Origin of the sequence: Amycolatopsis sp. NPDC006131, from assembly GCF_040614175.1 — a bacterium.
Classification (GTDB): domain Bacteria; phylum Actinomycetota; class Actinomycetes; order Mycobacteriales; family Pseudonocardiaceae; genus Amycolatopsis_E; species Amycolatopsis_E tucumanensis.
In genome coordinates, this window is record NZ_JBEXTX010000140.1 from 1 (window position 1) to 17723 (window position 17723).

The following is a 17723-nucleotide window of genomic DNA, read 5'->3' on the forward strand; positions in this document are numbered from 1 at the left end:
GCTGAACGCCGGGGTGTCGGCGCTGCGGGCGATCCTCGGTGCGACGCGGGTGGTGGCGGCGATCTGGCCGACCGTGGAGAGCGGCGGGTTGCTCGCGGGCGATCCGGAGGCCGGTTCGTTCGACGAGCTGGAGCCGGAGCTGTACGAGCGGCTGGACCGCGCGCGCCGTCAGGCGCCGGGGCAGATCTGGCCGCCGGAGACGAGCCGCGAACTCGGGGCGACGCTCGGCAGTGGTGATTCGGTGGTGTGGGCCGAGCGGGCGGACCAGGTGCTGGGCGCCGAGGAGCGCGCGTTGTTCGGGATGCTGGTGGCGCAGCTCGCGCAGGCGCTCGGCCGGGCCCGCAGCTACGACGAGGCGCGTGCGGTCGCGCTGACCCTGCAGCACGCCATCCTGGGGCCGACGGACCTGCCCGCCGGGTTCGCGGTGCGGTACGAGCCTGCGGTGCGGCCGCTGGAGGTCGGCGGCGACTGGTACGACGTGGCGCGGTTGCCGGACGGCCGGATCGCGGTGGTCGTGGGAGATTGTGTCGGCAGAGGGCTCGCGGCGGCGTCGGTGATGGGGCAGCTGCGCAGTGCGTGCAGTGCGCTCCTGCTGAGCTACGGCGATCCCGCGCGGGCGCTGGACCAGCTGGACGGATTCGCCCGGCAGATCCCGGGTGCCTTGTGCACCACGGTGTTCTGCGCGGTGGTCGACCCGGTGGCCGGGATCGTGACGTACTCCAGCGCCGGGCACCCGTCGGCGGTGCTCAGTCATGCTGATGGCAGTGATCAGCTGCTGGACCAGGCGTTGGCGGTACCCCTGGCGGTGCGCCGGTCGACGGACCGTCCACGTGCGACGGTGCCGTTGCGGGCGGGTTCGGTGCTGTTGCTGTACACGGACGGTTTGGTGGAACGGCACGGCCAGCCGATCGACGAGGCGATCGAAGGCGCACGGGTGGCGGTGCGCGAGGTGCCGCGCCGGCAGTCGGCGGAGATCACCGAGCACCTGCTGGACCGATTGTTGCCGCCGTCCGGTCACAACGACGACGTGGCGGTGCTGGTCTACGTGCACCCGCCTGGTCCGATGCGCCTGGAGTTGCCCGCGGAGCCCCGAAGCCTGGTCGACATGCGGCGGGAGTTGCGTGAGTGGCTGGCCCAGTCCGACGTCCCCGACGAGGCGGCCGCGGACGTGATCCTCGCCGTCGACGAAGCGTGCACGAACTCGATCGAACACGGCTACCCTGGCCGGGACGACGGCACCCTGACGCTGACCGCAACCGCCGACGAGGGTTCCGTGGAGATCGTGATCACCGACGACGGCAAGTGGCGCCCACCCCCCGCCGACAAGGGGATAAGGGGTCGGGGAGTGGGCTTGATGCGCGCGCTGATGACCGAAGTGGACATCACCCCAGGGGAACAGGGAAGCCGGGTCCGCCTGAAGCGCAACTGGAAAGACTGAGCGCGCAGCGCAATCTTTGAACCAACACCCGAGCTGGGTGGTCATCCCGTCGCCTGACACGCAACGATCACCTTGAGCCAGGGCCGCAACCCAGGCTCTCTCCGGCGGCCGAACATGCCAACCTTGCGGCCTTGGCTCAAGGTGATATTCGCAAACCGGAAGGCGACGGGATGACCACCCGGCGACCACTCACCCGAGGTGAGCTAACAACGGTCCCCTGGTCATCCCGGAGCCTGCCCGTCCGGCGAGGACTCTTTTGATCTTTAGACCCGCGGCTTCGCGCGGAAAGCGCCTCACGGCGCTCAAACGGTCACCTTCCGACCACCCCCGCCCCCGATGCCTGAGTGTGTTTCAGTCGCCGAGCAGTCGTGTCAAGGCGGGAAAGAGTACCTTGACACGCCTGGTCGGCGACTAAAAGCAGGCTGTGGATCGGGGGCGGGGGAGGTCTGGTTGGGGTAGTCGCTTGCTTTTCGTTGCCGGCTTCCTGTATTTAGCTCTTGTTGAAGCGTGGTGTCCAGCTGTCCGTTGTGGTCAGATCTGGTAGTGCTGCCCGGTATTCGTCCGCGACCTGCTCCGCTTCCTTGCGGAATCGGAGCAGGACCTTCGCCCCTTCGGTCGCCAGCTTCCTCGCCAATGCCCGGTCCCGCTGCCGAACCTTCACGCCCTCCTGCGACGGGTCCGTCACCACCGCCCGGTCGAACAGCGCCACGTGCCACCACTCGCTGTCCCGCGCCGGCACCGCCACCTCACCATGTGACTTTCCCAGCAGGTGCCATGCGATTCGCTTCGCCATCACCAGTCCTGGGCGCGATGGCTCCGGTCCGGATCGGACAGTGCGCGTCTGGGCCGCCGACGATACCGGTCGCAACTGCGTCTCCGGGTGTTCCAAGCGCAGCTTCCGCGCCGCCGCCACAGCTTGCGCGCCGCCGTCCGACAAGACCTCCGGGCCGCGCAAGAAGTCCTCTATCGCCAGGATGAGCGTCGCGGCCAGGGGCGTATCTCATCGACACCAGGTAACGCGCCAGTTCGCCCGCCAGGAAAGCCGCCGTTCCTTGGAAATCGCCGTGCAGGGCGGCCACGATCAAGCCGTTGCGGACGCTGAAGTACCGCGGCCAGTCGTCCCAGTCCTTCCACCAGAAGTCCGCGTGCCAGACCCCCGCGCCGGCCAGGGTGATGCTCGGGTGGCCGGCCGCCCTCGCACGCAAGCCGTACTCGATGTCGTCCCACTGGAAGAACATCGGCAGCGGCAAGCCGGTCGACTCCACCACCTCGGGCGGCACCAGGCACGTCCACCACGCGTTGTACTCGCCGTCCACGTGCAGGTCCAGCTTGTGTTCCCGCAGATCCACGTCCTGGAACGCGCCCGGCACCGGGCGGCCCGCCCGCAGGCGTGGCAGGTCCGCGTACTCGGCCGCCACCTGCAGGCGGTGCGGGTGCAGCAGTTGCAGCATCTGCGAACCGACGATCGCCGGGGCCACGGTCAGCTCCGTGAACGCGATCAGGCGCAGCACCGTTTCCGGCTCCAGCACGATGTCGTCGTCCATCAGGACCACGTGCGGACGACGACCGTCGGCGGTGGCCTCGCTCAACCCGCGCGCGAACCCGCCCGCGCCACCGAGGTTCGGCTGCCGCACGTACCGCAGCTTCGCGCCGAGCCCGGCCTGCTCCACGGGCGCCGGATCGCTGCCCTGGTCCACCACGAACACGGCGTCCAGCGCGTCCAGGCACTCGCGGTCCGCGGCGAGCGTCCGCAGGGTGGCGAGGCACTCCTCCGGACGGTTGTGGGTGCACATCGCGACCACCGCGCCGTGACCCCGGCCCGGGCCCGGCACCAGCCACCGGACGTCGTCGATCCGCAACCGCCGGTTCTCCGTCGCGGCCTCCAGCCACAATCCGCCGCCGTCGGCGAACCGATTCAGCTCGGCCGTCAGTTCGGTGTATTCCGATTCCGCCGAATGGACGCGTGCGGAATCGACCGTGCGTTCCCGGCCGAGGCTGTCGGAAGCCATCAGGAAAATCGTTCCCGAACCACGCGCCCGCACCCGCAGAGTCACCCGCGGCACATCGGTCCACCGCTGCCAGTGACTGGCCGGGAAGCGGCCGAAGTACGTGTTGGTGCTGATCCGCGCGTGTGGCTCCAGCGCGAACGCGGTGCGGCTCGCGGTGGCCGATCCGGCCGCGATCTCCCGGTACAGCTCGGCCGGTTCCCGGTCCCGCGGCGGCGCGAAGAATGTGCGCTGCGCCGTTCGTTCTCCGATCATGGGCGTCACGTCCTCGGCGTCGAGAATGCGACACCCTAACCGATTTCAGGGCAGCGTGTACTCCAAAACGAAGTGGTGGTCCGGCAGGATTTCCCCGCGGCCGCTGATCCCGGTCAGCTCATCGCGGCCGGAGCCGGGCACGATGGTCCACTCGCCGCCGGTCTCCGCACCGAGCGAGGTGGCGTTGTGGGTCAGCAGGAAGCTGCCCTTGCGCCCGTGCAGGCTGCACTCGAACCGCTCGACGCCGACGTAGATCGCGCCCGCCTCGCCACCGGGCGCGGGCTCGACCTGGAGCATGATCGCCTCGACCACGCTCGTGCCCTCCAGGTCGCCGGTGAACTCCTTCAGCCACCGCGTCCTGGCCATCGCCCCGCCGGTCCACTCGCGCGGGGTGCTCTCGCTGTTCTCACTGGTGAAGGTGCTTTCCGCGCGTGTCGTCATGCCCGCACGGTAGGCGGGCGCGGCCGGCCGGTCTTGAAGAAACGCGACTAGGCTCGGGGTGTGGTCGAGCCGGTCGAGCGGGACAGCCGCGGCATCCTGCACCCGAACGCGGGGCTGCGGCGGTTCGAGCTGACCCGGTACCCGCCGTCGCCGGGGGTGGACCGGTTCGTCGACCGGTACTGGCTCGTGTCCTGGGACCTGCCGGACGTGCACGAGCAGCATGTCCTCGTGCACCCGGTGGTCAACGTCGTGTTCGACGAGGGCCCCGGCATGGTCAGCGGAGTGCAGACCCAGCGCTTCACGCGACGGCTGTCCGGGCGCGGCCGGGCGCTGGGCGTGATGTTCCGGCCCGGCGGGTTCCGCCCGTTCCTCGGCAGGTCGATGGCCACGATCACGGACCAGGTCCACCCGGTCGCCGAGGGTTTCCCGGCGCTGCACCCGGTCGAGCCCGCGCTGGCCGAGGCGCTCGCGGGCGACACCGGTGGCGCCGAGATCGCCGCGATGCTCGACGACGCCCTCGCCCCGCTGGTCCCGGACGAGCGCCAGCCGTCGGAGGACACCACGGCCCTCGCCGAACTCGCCGCGCGCGACCGGGACCTGCGACGCGTCGAGGACTTGGCCGCGCGGGGCGGGGTGAGCGTGCGGCAGCTGCAGCGCGCCTTCGCCGACCACATCGGCGTGAGCCCGAAGTGGGTGCTGCGCCGGTACCGCATCTACGACGCCGCCGAACGGGCGGCGCGCGACGAGTCCGTGGACTGGGCCGAGCTGGCGGCCGACCTCGGGTACGCCGACCAGGCCCACCTGACCCGCGAGTTCACCGCGGTGGTCGGTGAACCGCCGGGCCGCTACGCCCGCCACTCCTGACCGCACCCCGCGCTGGACCTGCTATATTGCAATGAGAACAACGGCATTGCAACATGTGCAACGGAGGCGGGCGTGGACGTGCTGACGGTCGGCGAGACCATGGTCATGGTCACGCCCGAGGCGGGCGGCCGTCTGGTCTCGGACAGCCGCTTCCTGCTGCGGCCCGGCGGCGCGGAGTCGAACGTCGCGGCCCTGCTGGCCCGTCTCGGGCACAAGGCGGCCTGGGCGAGCGCGCTCGGCGTCGACCCGCTCGGCGACCTCGTGCTGGACGACCTCCAGCGGCACGGCGTCGACACGTCGCTGGTCCGCCGCGACGAGAACCGTCCCACCGCGGTCTACTTCAAGGACCCCACCCCGGACGGCACCCGCGTCTACTACTACCGCGCCGGCTCCGCCGCCTCCGCGATCACGACCGCCGACATCGCGCACTGGACCGCCCAGCCGGCGCGGCTCGTGCACGTCTCCGGCATCACGGCCGCGCTGTCCGAGCAGGCCCGCGAAGCCACCCGCGCCCTGATCCGCGGGCCGGGCCTGGTCAGCTTCGACGTCAACCACCGCCCGCAGTTGTGGCACGGCGACGCGCCCGAGGTCCTGCGGGAACTCGCCCAGGACAGCGACATCGTGTTCGTCGGCCGCGACGAGGCGGAGGCGCTGTGGGGCACGAGCGACGCGGAGAGCGTCCGCGCGTTCCTCGACCGCCCGCGCTACCTGGTGGTCAAGGACGCCGCGATCGAAGCGGTCAGCTTCACCCCGGCCGGCGTCCACCGCGTGCCGTCCACGAAGGTCGACGTGGTGGACGCGGTCGGGGCCGGGGACGCGTTCGCGGCCGGGTGGCTCAGCGGCTTCCTCGACGACCGCGACGAGGTGACGCGCCTCCGGCTGGGCCACTACGCCGCCGCCCGGGTGCTCGAATCCCCGTCGGACTTCGCCGAACTGCCCCCGGCCGCCGACATCATCGGGAAACTGGGCTGATGTCCCAGACCGTCGCCCGCGCGATCGACATCGTCGCGTTCGTCTCCCGCCGGCACCGCTCCCTCGGTGAGATCGCCGACCACCTCGGTGTCCACAAGTCGACCGCGCTGCGGATCCTGCAGACCCTGGAGGAGGGCGGGTTCGTCCGGCGCGTCCCGGACAACCGCTACGCGATGGGGTTCCAGCTGATCGCCTACGGCCAGCTCGCGCTGGACCAGGTCGAGGCGCGCGCCCTCGCCCGCCCGGTGCTGCAGGAGCTGGGCGAACAGTGCGGGCACACCGTGCACTTCGCGGAACTGGTGGGCGACCGGGTGGTGTACGTGGACAAGATCGACGGCCGCGGCAGCGTCGCGATGGGGTCGCGCATCGGGCTGCCTGCGATTCTGCACACCGCCGGCGTCGCGAAGGCGATCCTGGCGCACCAGCCGGACCGCGAGCGCTGGCTGTCCCTGTGCGACTACCAGCGCTTCACGCCCACCACGGTCGCCGGGCCCGCGGAGCTGTCCGCCGAGCTGGACCGCGTCCGCGAACGCGGCTGGGCCGAGGACGACGGCGAGCACGAGGACTTCCTGAACTGCCTGGCGCTGCCGGTGCGCGACGCGCGGGGCCAGGTGACGCACAGCCTGTCCGTCACCGCGCTCAAAGTCGTCGCGCCGCTGGCCGAACTGCGTGCACATCTCGACGAGTACCGGACCGCCGCCCACCGGATCTCCCGGGCACTGGGCTGGGGAGGAGACGACCATGGATCCCGCTGACTTCTTCGCCGCGCACCTCGGCCGCAACCCCGTGCTGGGCATCTTCCGCGGCCTCGATCCACAGCGGACTGTGGACATGTGCGTGCGCGCCTGGGATTTCGGTGTGGAGCTGGTGGAGATCCCGGTGCAGACGCCGGACGCGATGCCGTCGCTGCGCGCTGCCGTGGCCGCGGCGGCCGAGCGGGGCAAGAGCGTCGGCGCGGGCACGGTGACCACAGTGGACCAGCTGGTCGCGGTGCGCGAGATCGGCGCCGAGTTCACCGTGGCGCCCGGGCTGCACCCGGAGGTCGTGACGGAATCGCACCGGCTCGGCCTGCCGCACCTGCCGGGCGTGGCGACGGCGACCGAGATCGCGAGCGCGCTGGCGCTGGGGAACACGTGGCTGAAAGCGTTTCCCGCGCGGCAGCTGGGCGCCGGTTGGATCACGGCGCAGTTGGCCCCGTTCCCGTCGGTGCGGTTCGTCGCGACCGGCGGTGTCGACGCGGGCAACGCGGCGGACTTCCTGGCCGCCGGGTGTCGTGGGGTGGCGGTTGGTTCGGCTCTCGCGGACCCGGACGCGCTGTCCGCGCTGAAGGCGGCTATCGGAGGCTGAGCAGGTCCACCACGTCGGTGAGCTGCTCCTTCTCCGCGAAGGCGCGCCGCTGGCGTTGGGCGCCGTTGCCGTGTTCGTGCACCCACGCCAGCGACTCCACCACGAAGTCGAGGTCGCCGGTCTCGGTGAGGGCGCCGCGGACCCGTTCGACCAGCTGGCTGACCAGCGCCGGGGCCGGGGTGAGGCGTCCGGTCTCCGGGTGCAGGGCCGAGCCGTCCAGGCCGTCGCGCGCCGCGCGCCACAGGTTGGCCCGCAACACCTCCCCGGGCACCGGCGGCGGCGGATCGTCCAGTTCGGACAGTGCGGTGAGCACGAGGCCGCGCACCAGCACCGCGAGGGTGGTCGCCTCGCGGGCCGTCGCCGCGACGTCGCTGATGCGGAACTCCAGCGTCGGGCGCTTCTCCGACAGCCGGATGTCCCAGTAGATCATGCCCCGGTCCAGCATCGCGCCGCATTCGAGCATCGCGGCCACCCGGGACTCGTACTCGTCGAGCGAGGCGAACAACGGCGGCGGTCCCGCGGACGGCCAGCGCGACCACAGCACGTGCCGCCAGCTGCTGTACCGGGTGTCGTTCCCGCTGTCGAACGGCGAGTTCGCGGTGAGCGCGAGCAGCACCGGCAGCCACGGCCGGACGTGGTTGCTGATCCGCACCCCGGTGCCGCGGTCCGGAATCTTCACGTGCACGTGGCAGCCGCACGTGGTGCCGGTGCGCGCGATCATGCCGAAGTGCTCGCCCATCCGCCGGTACCGCGGAGTCGGCGTGAGGGCGGGCGGGTGAGCCTCGGCCAGCGGCGGGGTCGCGCTGGCGATCAGGCGCAGCTGCCGCTTCGCCGCCTCGCCCGCGAGCCGGGAGCGGAAGTGCGTGAGCTGATCGAGGAGTTCGCCCGCGCCCCGGCAGACCTCGCTGGCCAGCTCCACCTGGCTGCGCGCCAGTTCCCGCTGCACGTCGCCGTCGGGGCGGTCGAAGGCTTCGACCACCTCCGGACCGCGGTCCGACAGGTGACCCTGGTCGTCGACGAGCAGGAACTCCTCTTCGACGCCGAACGTCGGTATCTGCTCCACCCTCGCCCTCCTCGTTGGTGGCCGCTGTTTACCCGCTTCCCGGCTCTTCAAGCCCGGCCCCGCCCCGGTTTTGCCATCCCGGCAAAATTTCTGGTCACCCGCGGCCGGTCGCGCGGATAGTCGCGGTCATGGACGAGAAGTACGACGTTGTGGTGGTGGGTGGTGGATCGGCGGGGCTGGCCGGCGCCCTCGCGCTGGCAAGGGCGCGCCGGTCGGTGCTGGTCGTCGACGCGGGCGACCCGCGCAACGCGCGAGCCGGGCACGTGCACAACTACCTGGGCCGGGAGAGTACTCCACCGGCCGAGCTGGTCGCCATCGGTCGCGACGAGGTGACCGGGTACGGCGGCGAGATCGTCACGGGCACGGTCACCGCGGCGGAGCGGACCGCGGACGGTTTCGAGGTGACCCTCGACGACGGCCGCGAGGTCCGCGCGCGCCGGCTGCTCGTGACCACCGGACTGGTCGACGAGCTGCCGGACATCGACGGTGTCGCGGAGCGGTTCGGCCGCGACGTCCTGCACTGCCCGTACTGCCACGGCTGGGAGGCGCGGGATCAGGCGATCGGCGTGATCGGCGGGAACCCGATGGCGGTGCACGCGGCGCTGCTGTGGCGGCAGCTGAGTGCGGACGTGACGTTGTTCCGGCACCAGGCGCCCGAGCTGACCGACGAGCAGCGTGAGGAGCTGGCCGCCCGCGGCATCCGGGTGATCGAGGGCGAGGTCGCGGCCGTCGAGGTCGACGACGACCGGTTGACCGGGGTGCGGATGCGGTCCGGCGAGGTCGTGCCGCGGCAGGTGGCCGTGGTCGCGCCCCGGTTCACGGCGCGGGCCGGGCTGCTCACCGCGCTCGGGCTCGAGGTGTCGGAGCAGGTCATGCAGGGGCACGTGATCGGGAGCTACGTCGCCGCGGACCCGACCGGCGCCACCGAGGTGCCGGGCGTGTGGGTCGCGGGGAACGTGGCGAACGTGACGGCGCAGGTGATCGTGTCGGCGTCCGGCGGGCTGACGGCGGGCGCGGCGATCAACGCGGACCTGGTGGCGGAGGACACGCGCGCGGCCGTCGCCGCGCACCGGGCCGGGGTGTTCTCGGCAGAGCGCGAAGTGAGCGAACTCGTCGGAGGGGCACAGCGTCATGGGATCTGAGGAGTACGGCGAGGAGTTCTGGGAGGAGCGGTACCGCTCGCACACGGCGGTCTGGAGTGGACGGCCGAACCCGCAGCTCGTGGCGGAGGCCGGGGACCTGCCGCCGGGCACGGCGCTGGACATCGGCGCGGGCGAGGGAGCCGACAGCTGCTGGCTCGCGGAGCGTGGCTGGCGGGTGACGGCGCTGGACCTGTCGGAAACCGCGCTGCGACGGGGATCCGAGCACGCGGCGGCGGCCGGCGTCGGCGACCGGATCGAGTGGGAGCGGGCCGACGTGCGGACGTGGGACCCGGGCGACCGGCGGTTCGACCTGATCTCGGCGCAGTTCCTGCACCTGCGCAACCCGGAGCTGCGGGAGCTGGTCGGCCGGTTCGCCGGGTGGCTCAACCCGGGCGGCACGGTCCTGCTGGTCCACCACGACGCGCGTGACCTGGACACCACGATGGGGCGGCCGCACGTGCCCGAGCGGTTCAGCAGCGCGGAGGAGGTGGCGAGCTGGCTGCCCGCCGAGTGGACCGTGGAGGTCGCCGAGGCGCGGCCCCGGCAAGCCACGGACCCGGACGGCAAAGCGGTGACGATCTACGACGCGGTGGTGCGGGCTCGTCGTTAGGACGTCGGCTCGCGGGCCGTGGCTGGTGCCGTGCGCGCGAGGCCGGTGAGACGCTCGCTCAAGCCGCGCGGCTGGGCTGGCCTTGGCGCTGGCGCCGCTCGGCTGGGCTGGCCGGGGCGCCCGCGCCGCGTCACTGGGCTGCCGGGGCGGTTTCATCCCCGGCGGCCGGGTCGGCCGCCCGTACCGCCTAACTGGGCTGCTCCGGCACTCGCGGCGCGCAATTTGGGCTGTCGGGCAGTTGTATCGTGCGGCTGGGCTGGTTTTGGCGCTGGCGCCACGCGGCTGGGCTGGCCCGGCGCTCGCGGCGCGCAATTTGGGCTGTTGGGCGGTTGTATCGTGCGGCTGGGCTGGTTTTGGCGCTGTTGCCGCGCGGCTGGGCTGGCCCGGCACTCACGGCGCGGGATTGGGCTGCTGCGCGGTTGCATCGCCTGGCTGCCGCGAGTGCCGCCTAACTGGGCTGCTCCGGCACTCGCGCTCAACCGCGCTGGGCGGTTGCGCCAGTGGTCAGGGCGCCCGCCTCCCCGTGATTCGGCAACCCATTCCACTCGACCCGGCGCGGCGGGCGGCTGCACGGTCACGGCGCCTCCGGCAGATCCACCGTGACGCGCAACCCGCCCGCCGTCCCGGGGTCCGCCCGCACCGAACCGTCGTGCGCGAGCGCGATCGACCGGACTATCGACAGCCCCAGGCCGGCGCCGTTCGCGTGGGACGTGCGGTCGCCGGTCAGGCGGCGGAACGGCTCGAACAGCCCGGGCAGCGCCTCGGCCGGCACCGGCGGCCCCGTGTTCTCCACGACCAGCGCCCCGTCCACCTCCGTGGTCACCGAACCGCCCGGCGAGTTGTACAGGATCGCGTTGTGCACCAGGTTGGTCACCAGGCGTTCCAGCAGGACCTGTTCGCCCAGCACGGTTTTCGGCCGCAGCGACCGGTGCAGAGTAACCCCGCGCGAGGCCGCGAGCCCGCTCATCGAGTCCAGCACGTGGTCGGCGACCTCGTCGAGCCGCACCGGGCCGCTGCTCGCCAGGCCCTGGTCGCTGCGCGCGAGCACCAGCAGGCCCTCGATGATCCGCTCGCTGCGCTCGTTGGTCACCAGCAGCTGCCTGCCCAGCCGCCGCAGGTCGGGGCTCGCGTCCTCCTCGGCCATCGCGACGTCGACCAGCGTGCGCTGCACGGCCAGCGGCGTGCGCAGCTCGTGCGAGGCGTTCGCGACGAACCGGCGCTGGCTGTCGAACGACGTGGCGAGCCGGTCGAGCATGGTGTCGAAGGTGTCGGCGAGCTCCTTCAGCTCGCCGGGCGGGCCGTCCAGGTTGATCCGCCGGTCCAGGTTGCCCGCCTCGAGCCGCCGCGCGGTCGCGGTGATCGCGTGCACCGGCTGCAGCACCCGCCCGGCCATCAGCCATCCGAGCAGCACGGCCAGCGCCCCGGTCAGCAGCAACGCGAAGCCCGACACCACGATCAGCGTCCGCACCGCCGAATCCCGGTACTCCGAAATGGACTGAGCCACCTCCGGGCCGCTCACGTGCAGCGGCCCGGACCCGGCCACCGGGGTGTTCTCACTGCTGGTGAACGTGGACGCCTCCGGCAGGTACCGTGCCACCAGCACGTAGTTGACCAGCAACAGGATCGCCCCGGCGAGCAGGAACAGCGCGCCGAACATCAGCGAGAAGCGGGTGCGCAGCGACAGGTTCCGCATCAGCCGATCCGGTAACCGGCGCCGGGCACCGTCTCGATCACCGGCGGGTCGCCGAGCTTGCGCCGCAGGGTGCCGATCGCGACGCGGACGGCGTTGGTGAACGGATCGGCGTGCTCGTCCCATGCCTTCTCCAGCAGGTCCTCGACGCTGACCACGGCGCCCTCCGCCCGCATCAGCACTTCCAGTACCGCGAACTCCTTGCGGGACAACGACAGGTGCCGCCCGTCCCGCGAAGCCTGGTGCCGGGGCAGGTCCAGCACCACACCCGCGCGCGACAGCACCGGCGGCAGCGCGGGCCGGGCCCGCCGGGCGAGCGCCCGCAGCCGCGCGACCAGCTCGCCGAACGCGAACGGTTTGGTCAGGTAGTCGTCGGCGCCGGTGTCCAGCCCGCTGATCCGGTCGTCGATCCCGGCGGCCGCGGTGAGCATCAGCACCCGCGCCTCACCGCCGTCGTCCAGCAGCGCCCGGCACACCTCGTCGCCCGGCGTGCCCGGCAGGTCGCGGTCCAGCACCACGACGTCGTAGTCGTGCACGCCGACGCGTTCCATCGCGGCATCGCCGTCGTAGCAGACGTCCACGGCCATGGACAACCGCCGCAGCCCGTCGGCGATCGTGTCCGCCAGCAGCCGCTCGTCCTCCACGACGAGTACTCGCATCCCGTCCCCTTCCCACGGCCAGTCTGCCCGCGCCGGGGTAAGCGGGGGATAAGCGAATTCGCTTAACGCCGCCAGCGCGCCCGTTCGCTAGACCTGTGGCTCCGACAGAGGAGGAAGCGATGCGAGTTCGACTGGTGCTGGCGGCCGCAGGCCTGCTGGCGGTGCTGACCGCGTGTGATTCGGACGGAGGCGGCAGCGGGGTGGCGTCCCTGTCGTCACCGGCTTCGACGACGAAGGCCGCGGCCGCGGGAACCGAGGAGGACCAGGCCCGGGCGTACGCCAGGTGCATGCGGGAACACGGCGTCGACATGCCGGACCCGAAGGCCGGCGACGGCGGCGGCATCGGCATCACCATCCCGGAGGGCGTCGACCGGCAGAAGGCCGAGGAAGCCACCGAGGCGTGCAAGGACCTGCTGCCGAACGGGGGCGCGCCGAAGGCGGTCAGTCCCGAGGACCTGGACAGGCAGCGCCAGATGGCCAAGTGCCTGCGGGACCACGGCCTGGACGTGCCGGACCCGACGGCCGACGAGCCCGGCATCCGGATCCAGGGCAGTGGCCCGGACGACCCCAGGATGGCCGCGGCGATGGAGGCGTGCCAGCAGTACTCGCCGCCGGGCGCGGAGACGCAGAACAACGAGGAGGGTGGACGGTGAGCACCGGGCCGCAGCAGGTGCGCCGCCGTCGCCGCCTGCGCTGGATCGGCGCGGGCGCGGTGGCCGTGGCGTTGCTCGGGGCCGGCACGGCGGTGATCCTGGCGCGGGCCGGGGCGAGCCCGGCGACGGCGTTGCCGGAGGGGCCGGCCGCACCGGCGACCGCCGAGGTCGTGCGCACCGACCTGGCCGCGCAGGAAACCGAGGACGGCACCCTCGGCTACGGCGCCGAGCGGTCGCTGACCGGCAAGCTGCCTGGCACGATCACCGGCCTGCCCGCGGCGAACGACGTCATCGAGCGCGGCGAGGCGGTGTACACAGTGGACGCGAAGCCGGTGCCGCTGTTGTACGGGAGCATCCCGTTGTACCGGGAACTGGCGGCGGGCATGACGAAGGGCCCGGACGTGCAGGTGCTGGAGGAGAACCTGCGCGCGCTCGGCTACACCGGGTTCGGCACGCCCGACACGACCTTCACCGACGCGACCGCGACGGCGCTGAAGCGGTGGCAGAAGGCGCTGGGGCTGGAGCAGACCGGACGGCTGTCGCCGGACGCGGTCGTGGTGCGGCCCGGCGCGGTGCGCGTCGCGTCGGTGACCGCGCAGATCGGTGACCCGGCCGGCGGCGAGATCGCGAAGCTGACCGGGACCCAGCGGGTGGTGACCGTGCAGCTCGTGGTCAGCAAGCGCGGCATCGCCAAGCAGGGCGACAAGGTGGAACTGGACATCACCGGAGGCGGCGCGACCCGGGGCACCGTCAGCTCGGTGGGCAGCACCGCCACGCCCGGCGAGGAGGGCGAGGAGGCGACCATCGACGTCGTCGTGACGCTCGATGACCCCGCCGCGGCCGGGCAACTCGACTCGGCGCCGGTGGACGTCACGTTCACGACCGGCAGCCGTCCGGCCGTGCTGGCGGTGCCGGTGGGCGCGCTGGTCGCGCTCGCCGAGGGCGGGCTGGCGGTGGAGGTCGTGGAGGGCGACGGCACCCGGCTGGTGGCCGTCCAAACGGGACTGTTCGCACGGGGGTTGGTCGAGGTGCGCGGGGATCTGCGCGAGGGTCAGCGGGTGGTGACGACGTCGTGACGGTGCTCGAACTGGCCGATGTCGGCAAGACCTACCCCGGCGAGGTGCGGGCTCTGCGGGGCGTGTCGCTGCGGGTGTGCGATGGTGAGATGCTCGCGATCGTCGGGCCGTCCGGTTCCGGGAAGTCCACGTTGCTGCAGCTGATGGGCACGCTCGACCGGCCGAGCTCCGGCACCGTCGCGGTGCGCGGGCATGACGTGGCGGCCCTGCCGGACCGTCAGCTCTCGGCCCTGCGGGCGGCGTGGATCGGGTTCGTGTTCCAGCGGTTCTTCCTCACCGAGGGGCTGACCGCGCTGGACAACGTCGCGAGCGGGCTCGCCTACGCGGGCGTGCCGCGACGGCGGAGGGCCGGACTGGCGAGGGACGCGCTGGAGCGGGTGGGGCTCGCGCACCGGGCGGCGCACCTGCCGGGCGAGCTGTCCGGCGGCGAGCGCCAGCGGGTCGCGATCGCCCGTGCCGTGGTGACCCGGCCGCCGATCCTCCTCGCCGACGAGCCGACCGGGAACCTGGACACCACCACGGGCGAGGGGATCCTCGCGCTGCTCGGCGAACTGAACGCCGCCGGCACGACGGTCGTGGTCATCACCCACTCGGCCGAGATCGCCGGCGGCATGCCCCGGCGGGTGGAGGTTCGTGACGGCGAGTTGCGCTCGGACAGCGGGGTGGTGGCATGACCACGCGCACCCTCGTCCCGGCGCCGGCGCCGGCGCCGCTGCCCAGGCCGACGCGCCTTGGCCCGCGGGACGTGCTCGGCCACGGTCTGCACGGCGTGCGCACCAGACCGTTGCGGGCCGTCCTCTCCGCGCTCGGCATCGCTATCGGCATCGCCGCGATCGTGGCCGTGGTCAGCATCCCGGCGTCCAGTTCCCGCGCGTTGCAGGAACAGCTCGCCGCGCTCGGCACCAACCTCCTGCACGCCGAACCGGGCCAGCGGATGCTCGGCGGCGGCGAGGCCGAACTGCCCACCAGCTCCGTCGCCCTCGTGCGGCGCATCGGACCGGTCACCGCCGCCGCCGTCACCGGGCGCACGTCGGCGACCGTCCGCCGGACCGGCTACGTCGACGCCGACGAAACCTCCGGGCTCAGCGTGCTGGCGGCCACGCCCGAACTCCTGCAAGTCCTCAATGGACACCTGCACGCCGGTTCGTTCCTGGACGCAGCGAACTCGCGATTCCCCGTCGTGGTGCTGGGATCGGTCGCCGCGACCCGGCTCGGGGTGCGGGAACCCGGGCGTCAGGTGTGGATCGACGGCCAGTGGTTCACCGTCGCCGGCGTCCTCGACGCGATGCCGCTCGCGCCGGAGATCGAACGCTCGGTGCTCGTCGGCTGGGAGGTGGCGCAGGCGCGCCTCGGGTTCGGCGGCCACCCGACGACCGTGTACGTGCGGGCGGAGGAGTCCGCGGTGGAGGACGTGCGGTCGGTTCTGGCGGCCACGTTGAGTCCCCAGCGGCCGGGTGAGGTGGAGGTGACGCGGCCGTCGGAGGCGCTGGTGGCGAAACGGCTGTCCGAGTCGTCGTTCAGCGCGTTGTTCCTCGCGCTGGGCGGCGTCGCGTTGCTGGTCGGCGGGGTCGGCGTGGCGAACACGATGGTGATCTCGGTGCTGGAACGGCGACGCGAGATCGGGCTCCGGCGGGCCCTGGGCGCGACGCGGCGGCAGGTGCGGGGCCAGTTCCTCGCCGAGTCGGTCCTGTTGTCCCTGCTCGGCGGGGTGGTGGGCGTGCTGGCCGGGGTCGGCGTGACCGCCGGGTACGCGCTCACCCAGGACTGGCCCGCGGTGCTGCCGCCGCTCGCGTTGTTCGGCGGGGCCGGGGTGGCGGCGCTGGTCGGCGCGATCGCCGGCGCGTACCCGGCGATGCGCGCCGCCCGGCTCACGCCGACCGAAGCACTGGCGTGATCAGCCCCGGTAGGCCTGCGACAGGCGCGCGTAGGCCACGACGTTGTCCGCGTAGTTGCGGGTCGAGCGGTCGAACGCGCCACCGCAGGTGATCATGCGCAGCTCCGGGCCGGCGGTGTCGCCGTAGACGTCGTCGGTCGGGAACTGCGACTTCGGGTACCGCTCGACGCGGTAGACGGTGAACACGGCGGTGGTCCCGTCGGCCCGGTGCACGATCGCCTGGTCGCCCGGCTTGGTGTCCTTGAGGCGGTTGAAGGTGCCGGGCACGTGGTTGTAGTCGACGTGCGCGGCGAGTACCGCGGGCCCGGTCTCGCCGGGGGACGGGCTGCCGGTGAACCAGCCGGTGGTGACGGCGTCCCCGGGGACTTCGAGCGCGCCGTCGTCGGCCAGGCCGAGGTCGATGATCGGGCCGGTGCTGACGCCGATCGACGGGACCTCCAGCTTGACCGGCCGGGAGTGCGGCAGGGGCCCGTCGACCGGGGCGGCGGCGGTGGTGGTGGTGGAGACCGGCGCCGGCAGCGTCGAAGTCGGGGGCGCGGCCGGCGCGGGCTGCGGCTCACTGGGGGAGCCGCAGGCGGTGAGGGTGGCGCCGATGGCCGCGATCGCGAGCCATCGGCGCCATCGGGCGGTGGTCATCGGCCGGCGCGCCGCCGCAGGAGCAGCACGGTGCCGGCGCTGCCGGCGACGAGGACGAGCGCCCCGACCGCGACCGCCGGGCCGGCGTCGGTGCCCTGGTCGCCGCCGCCGGTGTCCACGCCACCGACCGGCTTGACCTTCACCTGCGAGCCGCCGGTGGAGTTCTTCTCACCGAACTTGGTCTCGCACGCGATGCCGTCGTGGTCGGCGTCCAGGCGGTGCGGATCGCTGCGGTCGGCGTCGAGGACAACCTGGGCCTGCGCCTGGGTCGCGAAGTCGGCGCAGTCGAGGTCCGCGGTGGTCGTCTCAGGCGGCGCCGTGACGGGCGGCGCCTGGGTGGCAGGGCTGCTGGTCGGGGTGGACGGCTGCCCCGACGGCTTGTGCGGCAGGCTTTCGCAGGCGATGCCGTCGTTGTCGTCGTCGAGGTTGTACGGATCCCCCGGGGTCTGGTCGAAAATGGCCTGCGCTTCTTCCTGGTAGGTGAAGTCGCCGCAGTCGTAGAGATCGGCCGGCTGGGCCGCGAAAACCGCGGGTGCCGGGCCAAGCAGTGCGATACCCGCCACCGCGACCGTGCCGAGAACGCGACTGATCATGCGCATGGGGACGTCCTTTTCGAAGGAATCGATCTCGGAGCAATGCAGCCGCTTTGTCGTTCCGGAATGGACGAACGTTACGCGGGATATCAGGTATTTTGTTGTCGCGATAATGGCGGTATCTGGGTGTTGTTCACCGTGCAAGGGTGTGATCGCGAAACTGTGGCCGTCCGGTCTCGATCCGAGCTCGGCCGCAGGTGGAACGAGCTTTCGCGGGCTGCGGCGGGTCCTATACCTAGTTCAGTTTCCTGGTTCCCACGCTGGATAGAGCTCCAGCGGGGGAACCAGGAACGCGCTCTCCGGCGGTTGTCGATCGTCGTGATGGGCAGAGTGCGCGTCTCAAAGCCACACACACAATACAACAACAAGAAAAAAAACAAAAAA

The 17723-nt window shown here is 72.2% G+C and carries 18 protein-coding genes and 1 pseudogene; 11 read left to right on the forward strand and 8 right to left on the reverse strand.

The annotated features are described in order from the left end of the window. On the forward strand, positions 1-1438 hold a 1438-nt coding region (locus ABZ215_RS39065; protein ID WP_354955650.1), incomplete at its 5' end, for a SpoIIE family protein phosphatase. Positions 1439-1928: 490 nt separating this feature from the next. Here the strand turns inward: ABZ215_RS39065 and ABZ215_RS39070 are convergent. The 3 genes and pseudogenes from ABZ215_RS39070 to ABZ215_RS39080 form a co-directional block, all read right to left on the reverse strand. After that, positions 1929-2351, reverse strand: coding sequence for a hypothetical protein (locus ABZ215_RS39070; protein WP_354955652.1), 423 nt, complete (start codon positions 2349-2351; stop codon positions 1929-1931). A 289-nt stretch (positions 2352-2640) separates the two neighbouring features. Next, positions 2641-3699, reverse strand: a pseudogene (locus ABZ215_RS39075) (glycosyltransferase); the annotation flags it as partial. Between the two features lie 45 nt (positions 3700-3744). Continuing rightward, positions 3745-4140, reverse strand: coding sequence for a DUF3224 domain-containing protein (locus ABZ215_RS39080; protein WP_354955654.1), 396 nt, complete (start codon positions 4138-4140; stop codon positions 3745-3747). A gap of 60 nt (positions 4141-4200) precedes the next feature. On the opposite strand from ABZ215_RS39080, the gene ABZ215_RS39085 reads away from it, so the two are divergent. The 4 genes from ABZ215_RS39085 (at position 4201) to ABZ215_RS39100 (ending at position 7323) form a co-directional block, all read left to right on the forward strand. After that, positions 4201-5004 carry a helix-turn-helix domain-containing protein gene (locus ABZ215_RS39085; protein WP_354955656.1) on the forward strand — a complete coding sequence of 268 codons (804 nt, stop codon included), beginning with the start codon at positions 4201-4203 and terminating at the stop codon, positions 5002-5004. 72 nt (positions 5005-5076) lie between these two features. Continuing rightward, positions 5077-5976: a sugar kinase gene (locus ABZ215_RS39090; protein WP_354955658.1), complete on the forward strand. Its 900-nt coding sequence runs from the start codon at positions 5077-5079 to the stop codon at positions 5974-5976. Further along, on the forward strand, positions 5976-6731 hold the full coding sequence (locus ABZ215_RS39095; protein WP_354955660.1) for an IclR family transcriptional regulator: 756 nt from the start codon (positions 5976-5978) through the stop codon (positions 6729-6731). Before ABZ215_RS39090 ends, ABZ215_RS39095 begins: the two co-directional genes overlap by 1 nt. Beyond that, positions 6718-7323, forward strand: coding sequence for a bifunctional 4-hydroxy-2-oxoglutarate aldolase/2-dehydro-3-deoxy-phosphogluconate aldolase (locus ABZ215_RS39100; RefSeq protein WP_354955662.1), 606 nt, complete (start codon positions 6718-6720; stop codon positions 7321-7323). The genes ABZ215_RS39095 and ABZ215_RS39100 overlap by 14 nt, the downstream gene beginning before the upstream one ends. Here the strand turns inward: ABZ215_RS39100 and ABZ215_RS39105 are convergent. Continuing rightward, positions 7310-8386 (reverse strand): glutamate--cysteine ligase, encoded by a 1077-nt coding sequence (locus ABZ215_RS39105; protein WP_020422961.1) that lies wholly within the window; start codon positions 8384-8386, stop codon positions 7310-7312. The genes ABZ215_RS39100 and ABZ215_RS39105 overlap by 14 nt on opposite strands. 128 nt (positions 8387-8514) lie before the next feature. On the opposite strand from ABZ215_RS39105, the gene ABZ215_RS39110 reads away from it, so the two are divergent. After that, on the forward strand, positions 8515-9528 hold the full coding sequence (locus tag ABZ215_RS39110; protein ID WP_237339969.1) for an NAD(P)/FAD-dependent oxidoreductase: 1014 nt from the start codon (positions 8515-8517) through the stop codon (positions 9526-9528). Then, the gene (locus ABZ215_RS39115) at positions 9518-10138 is read left to right on the forward strand and encodes a class I SAM-dependent methyltransferase (RefSeq protein ID WP_354714467.1); all 621 of its coding nucleotides are present in this window, start codon (positions 9518-9520) and stop codon (positions 10136-10138) included. The genes ABZ215_RS39110 and ABZ215_RS39115 overlap by 11 nt, the downstream gene beginning before the upstream one ends. 574 nt (positions 10139-10712) lie before the next feature. Here the strand turns inward: ABZ215_RS39115 and ABZ215_RS39120 are convergent. Further along, positions 10713-11831: an ATP-binding protein gene (locus tag ABZ215_RS39120; RefSeq protein WP_354955665.1), complete on the reverse strand. Its 1119-nt coding sequence runs from the start codon at positions 11829-11831 to the stop codon at positions 10713-10715. Continuing rightward, complete coding sequence (locus ABZ215_RS39125) at positions 11831-12487, reverse strand: response regulator transcription factor (protein ID WP_027936202.1); 657 nt, start codon at positions 12485-12487, stop codon at positions 11831-11833. Before ABZ215_RS39125 ends, ABZ215_RS39120 begins: the two co-directional genes overlap by 1 nt. 119 nt (positions 12488-12606) lie before the next feature. Here ABZ215_RS39125 and ABZ215_RS39130 point away from each other — a divergent pair, with 119 nt between their 5' ends. Genes ABZ215_RS39130 through ABZ215_RS39145 form a run of 4 tightly spaced genes read left to right on the forward strand, consistent with a single transcriptional unit; the run spans position 12607 to position 16110 of the window. Continuing rightward, entirely contained in the window at positions 12607-13140 is a 534-nt protein-coding gene (locus ABZ215_RS39130) for a hypothetical protein (RefSeq protein ID WP_354955667.1), read from the forward strand. Continuing rightward, positions 13137-14216, forward strand: a complete 1080-nt coding sequence (locus ABZ215_RS39135; protein WP_354955669.1) for a peptidoglycan-binding protein — start codon at positions 13137-13139, stop codon at positions 14214-14216. The genes ABZ215_RS39130 and ABZ215_RS39135 overlap by 4 nt, the downstream gene beginning before the upstream one ends. Further along, positions 14213-14890: an ABC transporter ATP-binding protein gene (locus ABZ215_RS39140; RefSeq protein ID WP_354955671.1), complete on the forward strand. Its 678-nt coding sequence runs from the start codon at positions 14213-14215 to the stop codon at positions 14888-14890. The genes ABZ215_RS39135 and ABZ215_RS39140 overlap by 4 nt, the downstream gene beginning before the upstream one ends. Next, the gene (locus ABZ215_RS39145) at positions 14887-16110 is read left to right on the forward strand and encodes an ABC transporter permease (protein WP_354955673.1); all 1224 of its coding nucleotides are present in this window, start codon (positions 14887-14889) and stop codon (positions 16108-16110) included. The genes ABZ215_RS39140 and ABZ215_RS39145 overlap by 4 nt, the downstream gene beginning before the upstream one ends. Here ABZ215_RS39145 and ABZ215_RS39150 read toward each other — a convergent pair whose 3' ends face one another. Continuing rightward, positions 16111-16746 (reverse strand): class F sortase, encoded by a 636-nt coding sequence (locus tag ABZ215_RS39150; RefSeq protein WP_354955675.1) that lies wholly within the window; start codon positions 16744-16746, stop codon positions 16111-16113. Then, the gene (locus ABZ215_RS39155) at positions 16743-17483 is read right to left on the reverse strand and encodes an excalibur calcium-binding domain-containing protein (RefSeq protein ID WP_354955677.1); all 741 of its coding nucleotides are present in this window, start codon (positions 17481-17483) and stop codon (positions 16743-16745) included. Before ABZ215_RS39155 ends, ABZ215_RS39150 begins: the two co-directional genes overlap by 4 nt. Positions 17484-17723: the final 240 nt, after the last annotated feature.

Bases quoted from the DNA above. Each gene is read 5' to 3' on its own strand.
- ABZ215_RS39110 (WP_237339969.1), top strand. From the start codon at position 8,515: ATGGACGAGAAGTACGACGTTGTGGTGGTGGGTGGTGGATCGGCGGGG.
- ABZ215_RS39100 (WP_354955662.1), top strand. From the start codon at position 6,718: ATGGATCCCGCTGACTTCTTCGCCGCGCACCTCGGCCGCAACCCCGTG.
- ABZ215_RS39145 (WP_354955673.1), top strand. From the start codon at position 14,887: ATGACCACGCGCACCCTCGTCCCGGCGCCGGCGCCGGCGCCGCTGCCC.
- ABZ215_RS39150 (WP_354955675.1), bottom strand. From the start codon at position 16,746: ATGACCACCGCCCGATGGCGCCGATGGCTCGCGATCGCGGCCATCGGC.
- ABZ215_RS39125 (WP_027936202.1), bottom strand. From the start codon at position 12,487: ATGCGAGTACTCGTCGTGGAGGACGAGCGGCTGCTGGCGGACACGATC.
- ABZ215_RS39130 (WP_354955667.1), top strand. From the start codon at position 12,607: ATGCGAGTTCGACTGGTGCTGGCGGCCGCAGGCCTGCTGGCGGTGCTG.
- ABZ215_RS39095 (WP_354955660.1), top strand. From the start codon at position 5,976: ATGTCCCAGACCGTCGCCCGCGCGATCGACATCGTCGCGTTCGTCTCC.
- ABZ215_RS39115 (WP_354714467.1), top strand. From the start codon at position 9,518: ATGGGATCTGAGGAGTACGGCGAGGAGTTCTGGGAGGAGCGGTACCGC.
- ABZ215_RS39080 (WP_354955654.1), bottom strand. From the start codon at position 4,140: ATGACGACACGCGCGGAAAGCACCTTCACCAGTGAGAACAGCGAGAGC.
- ABZ215_RS39120 (WP_354955665.1), bottom strand. From the start codon at position 11,831: ATGCGGAACCTGTCGCTGCGCACCCGCTTCTCGCTGATGTTCGGCGCG.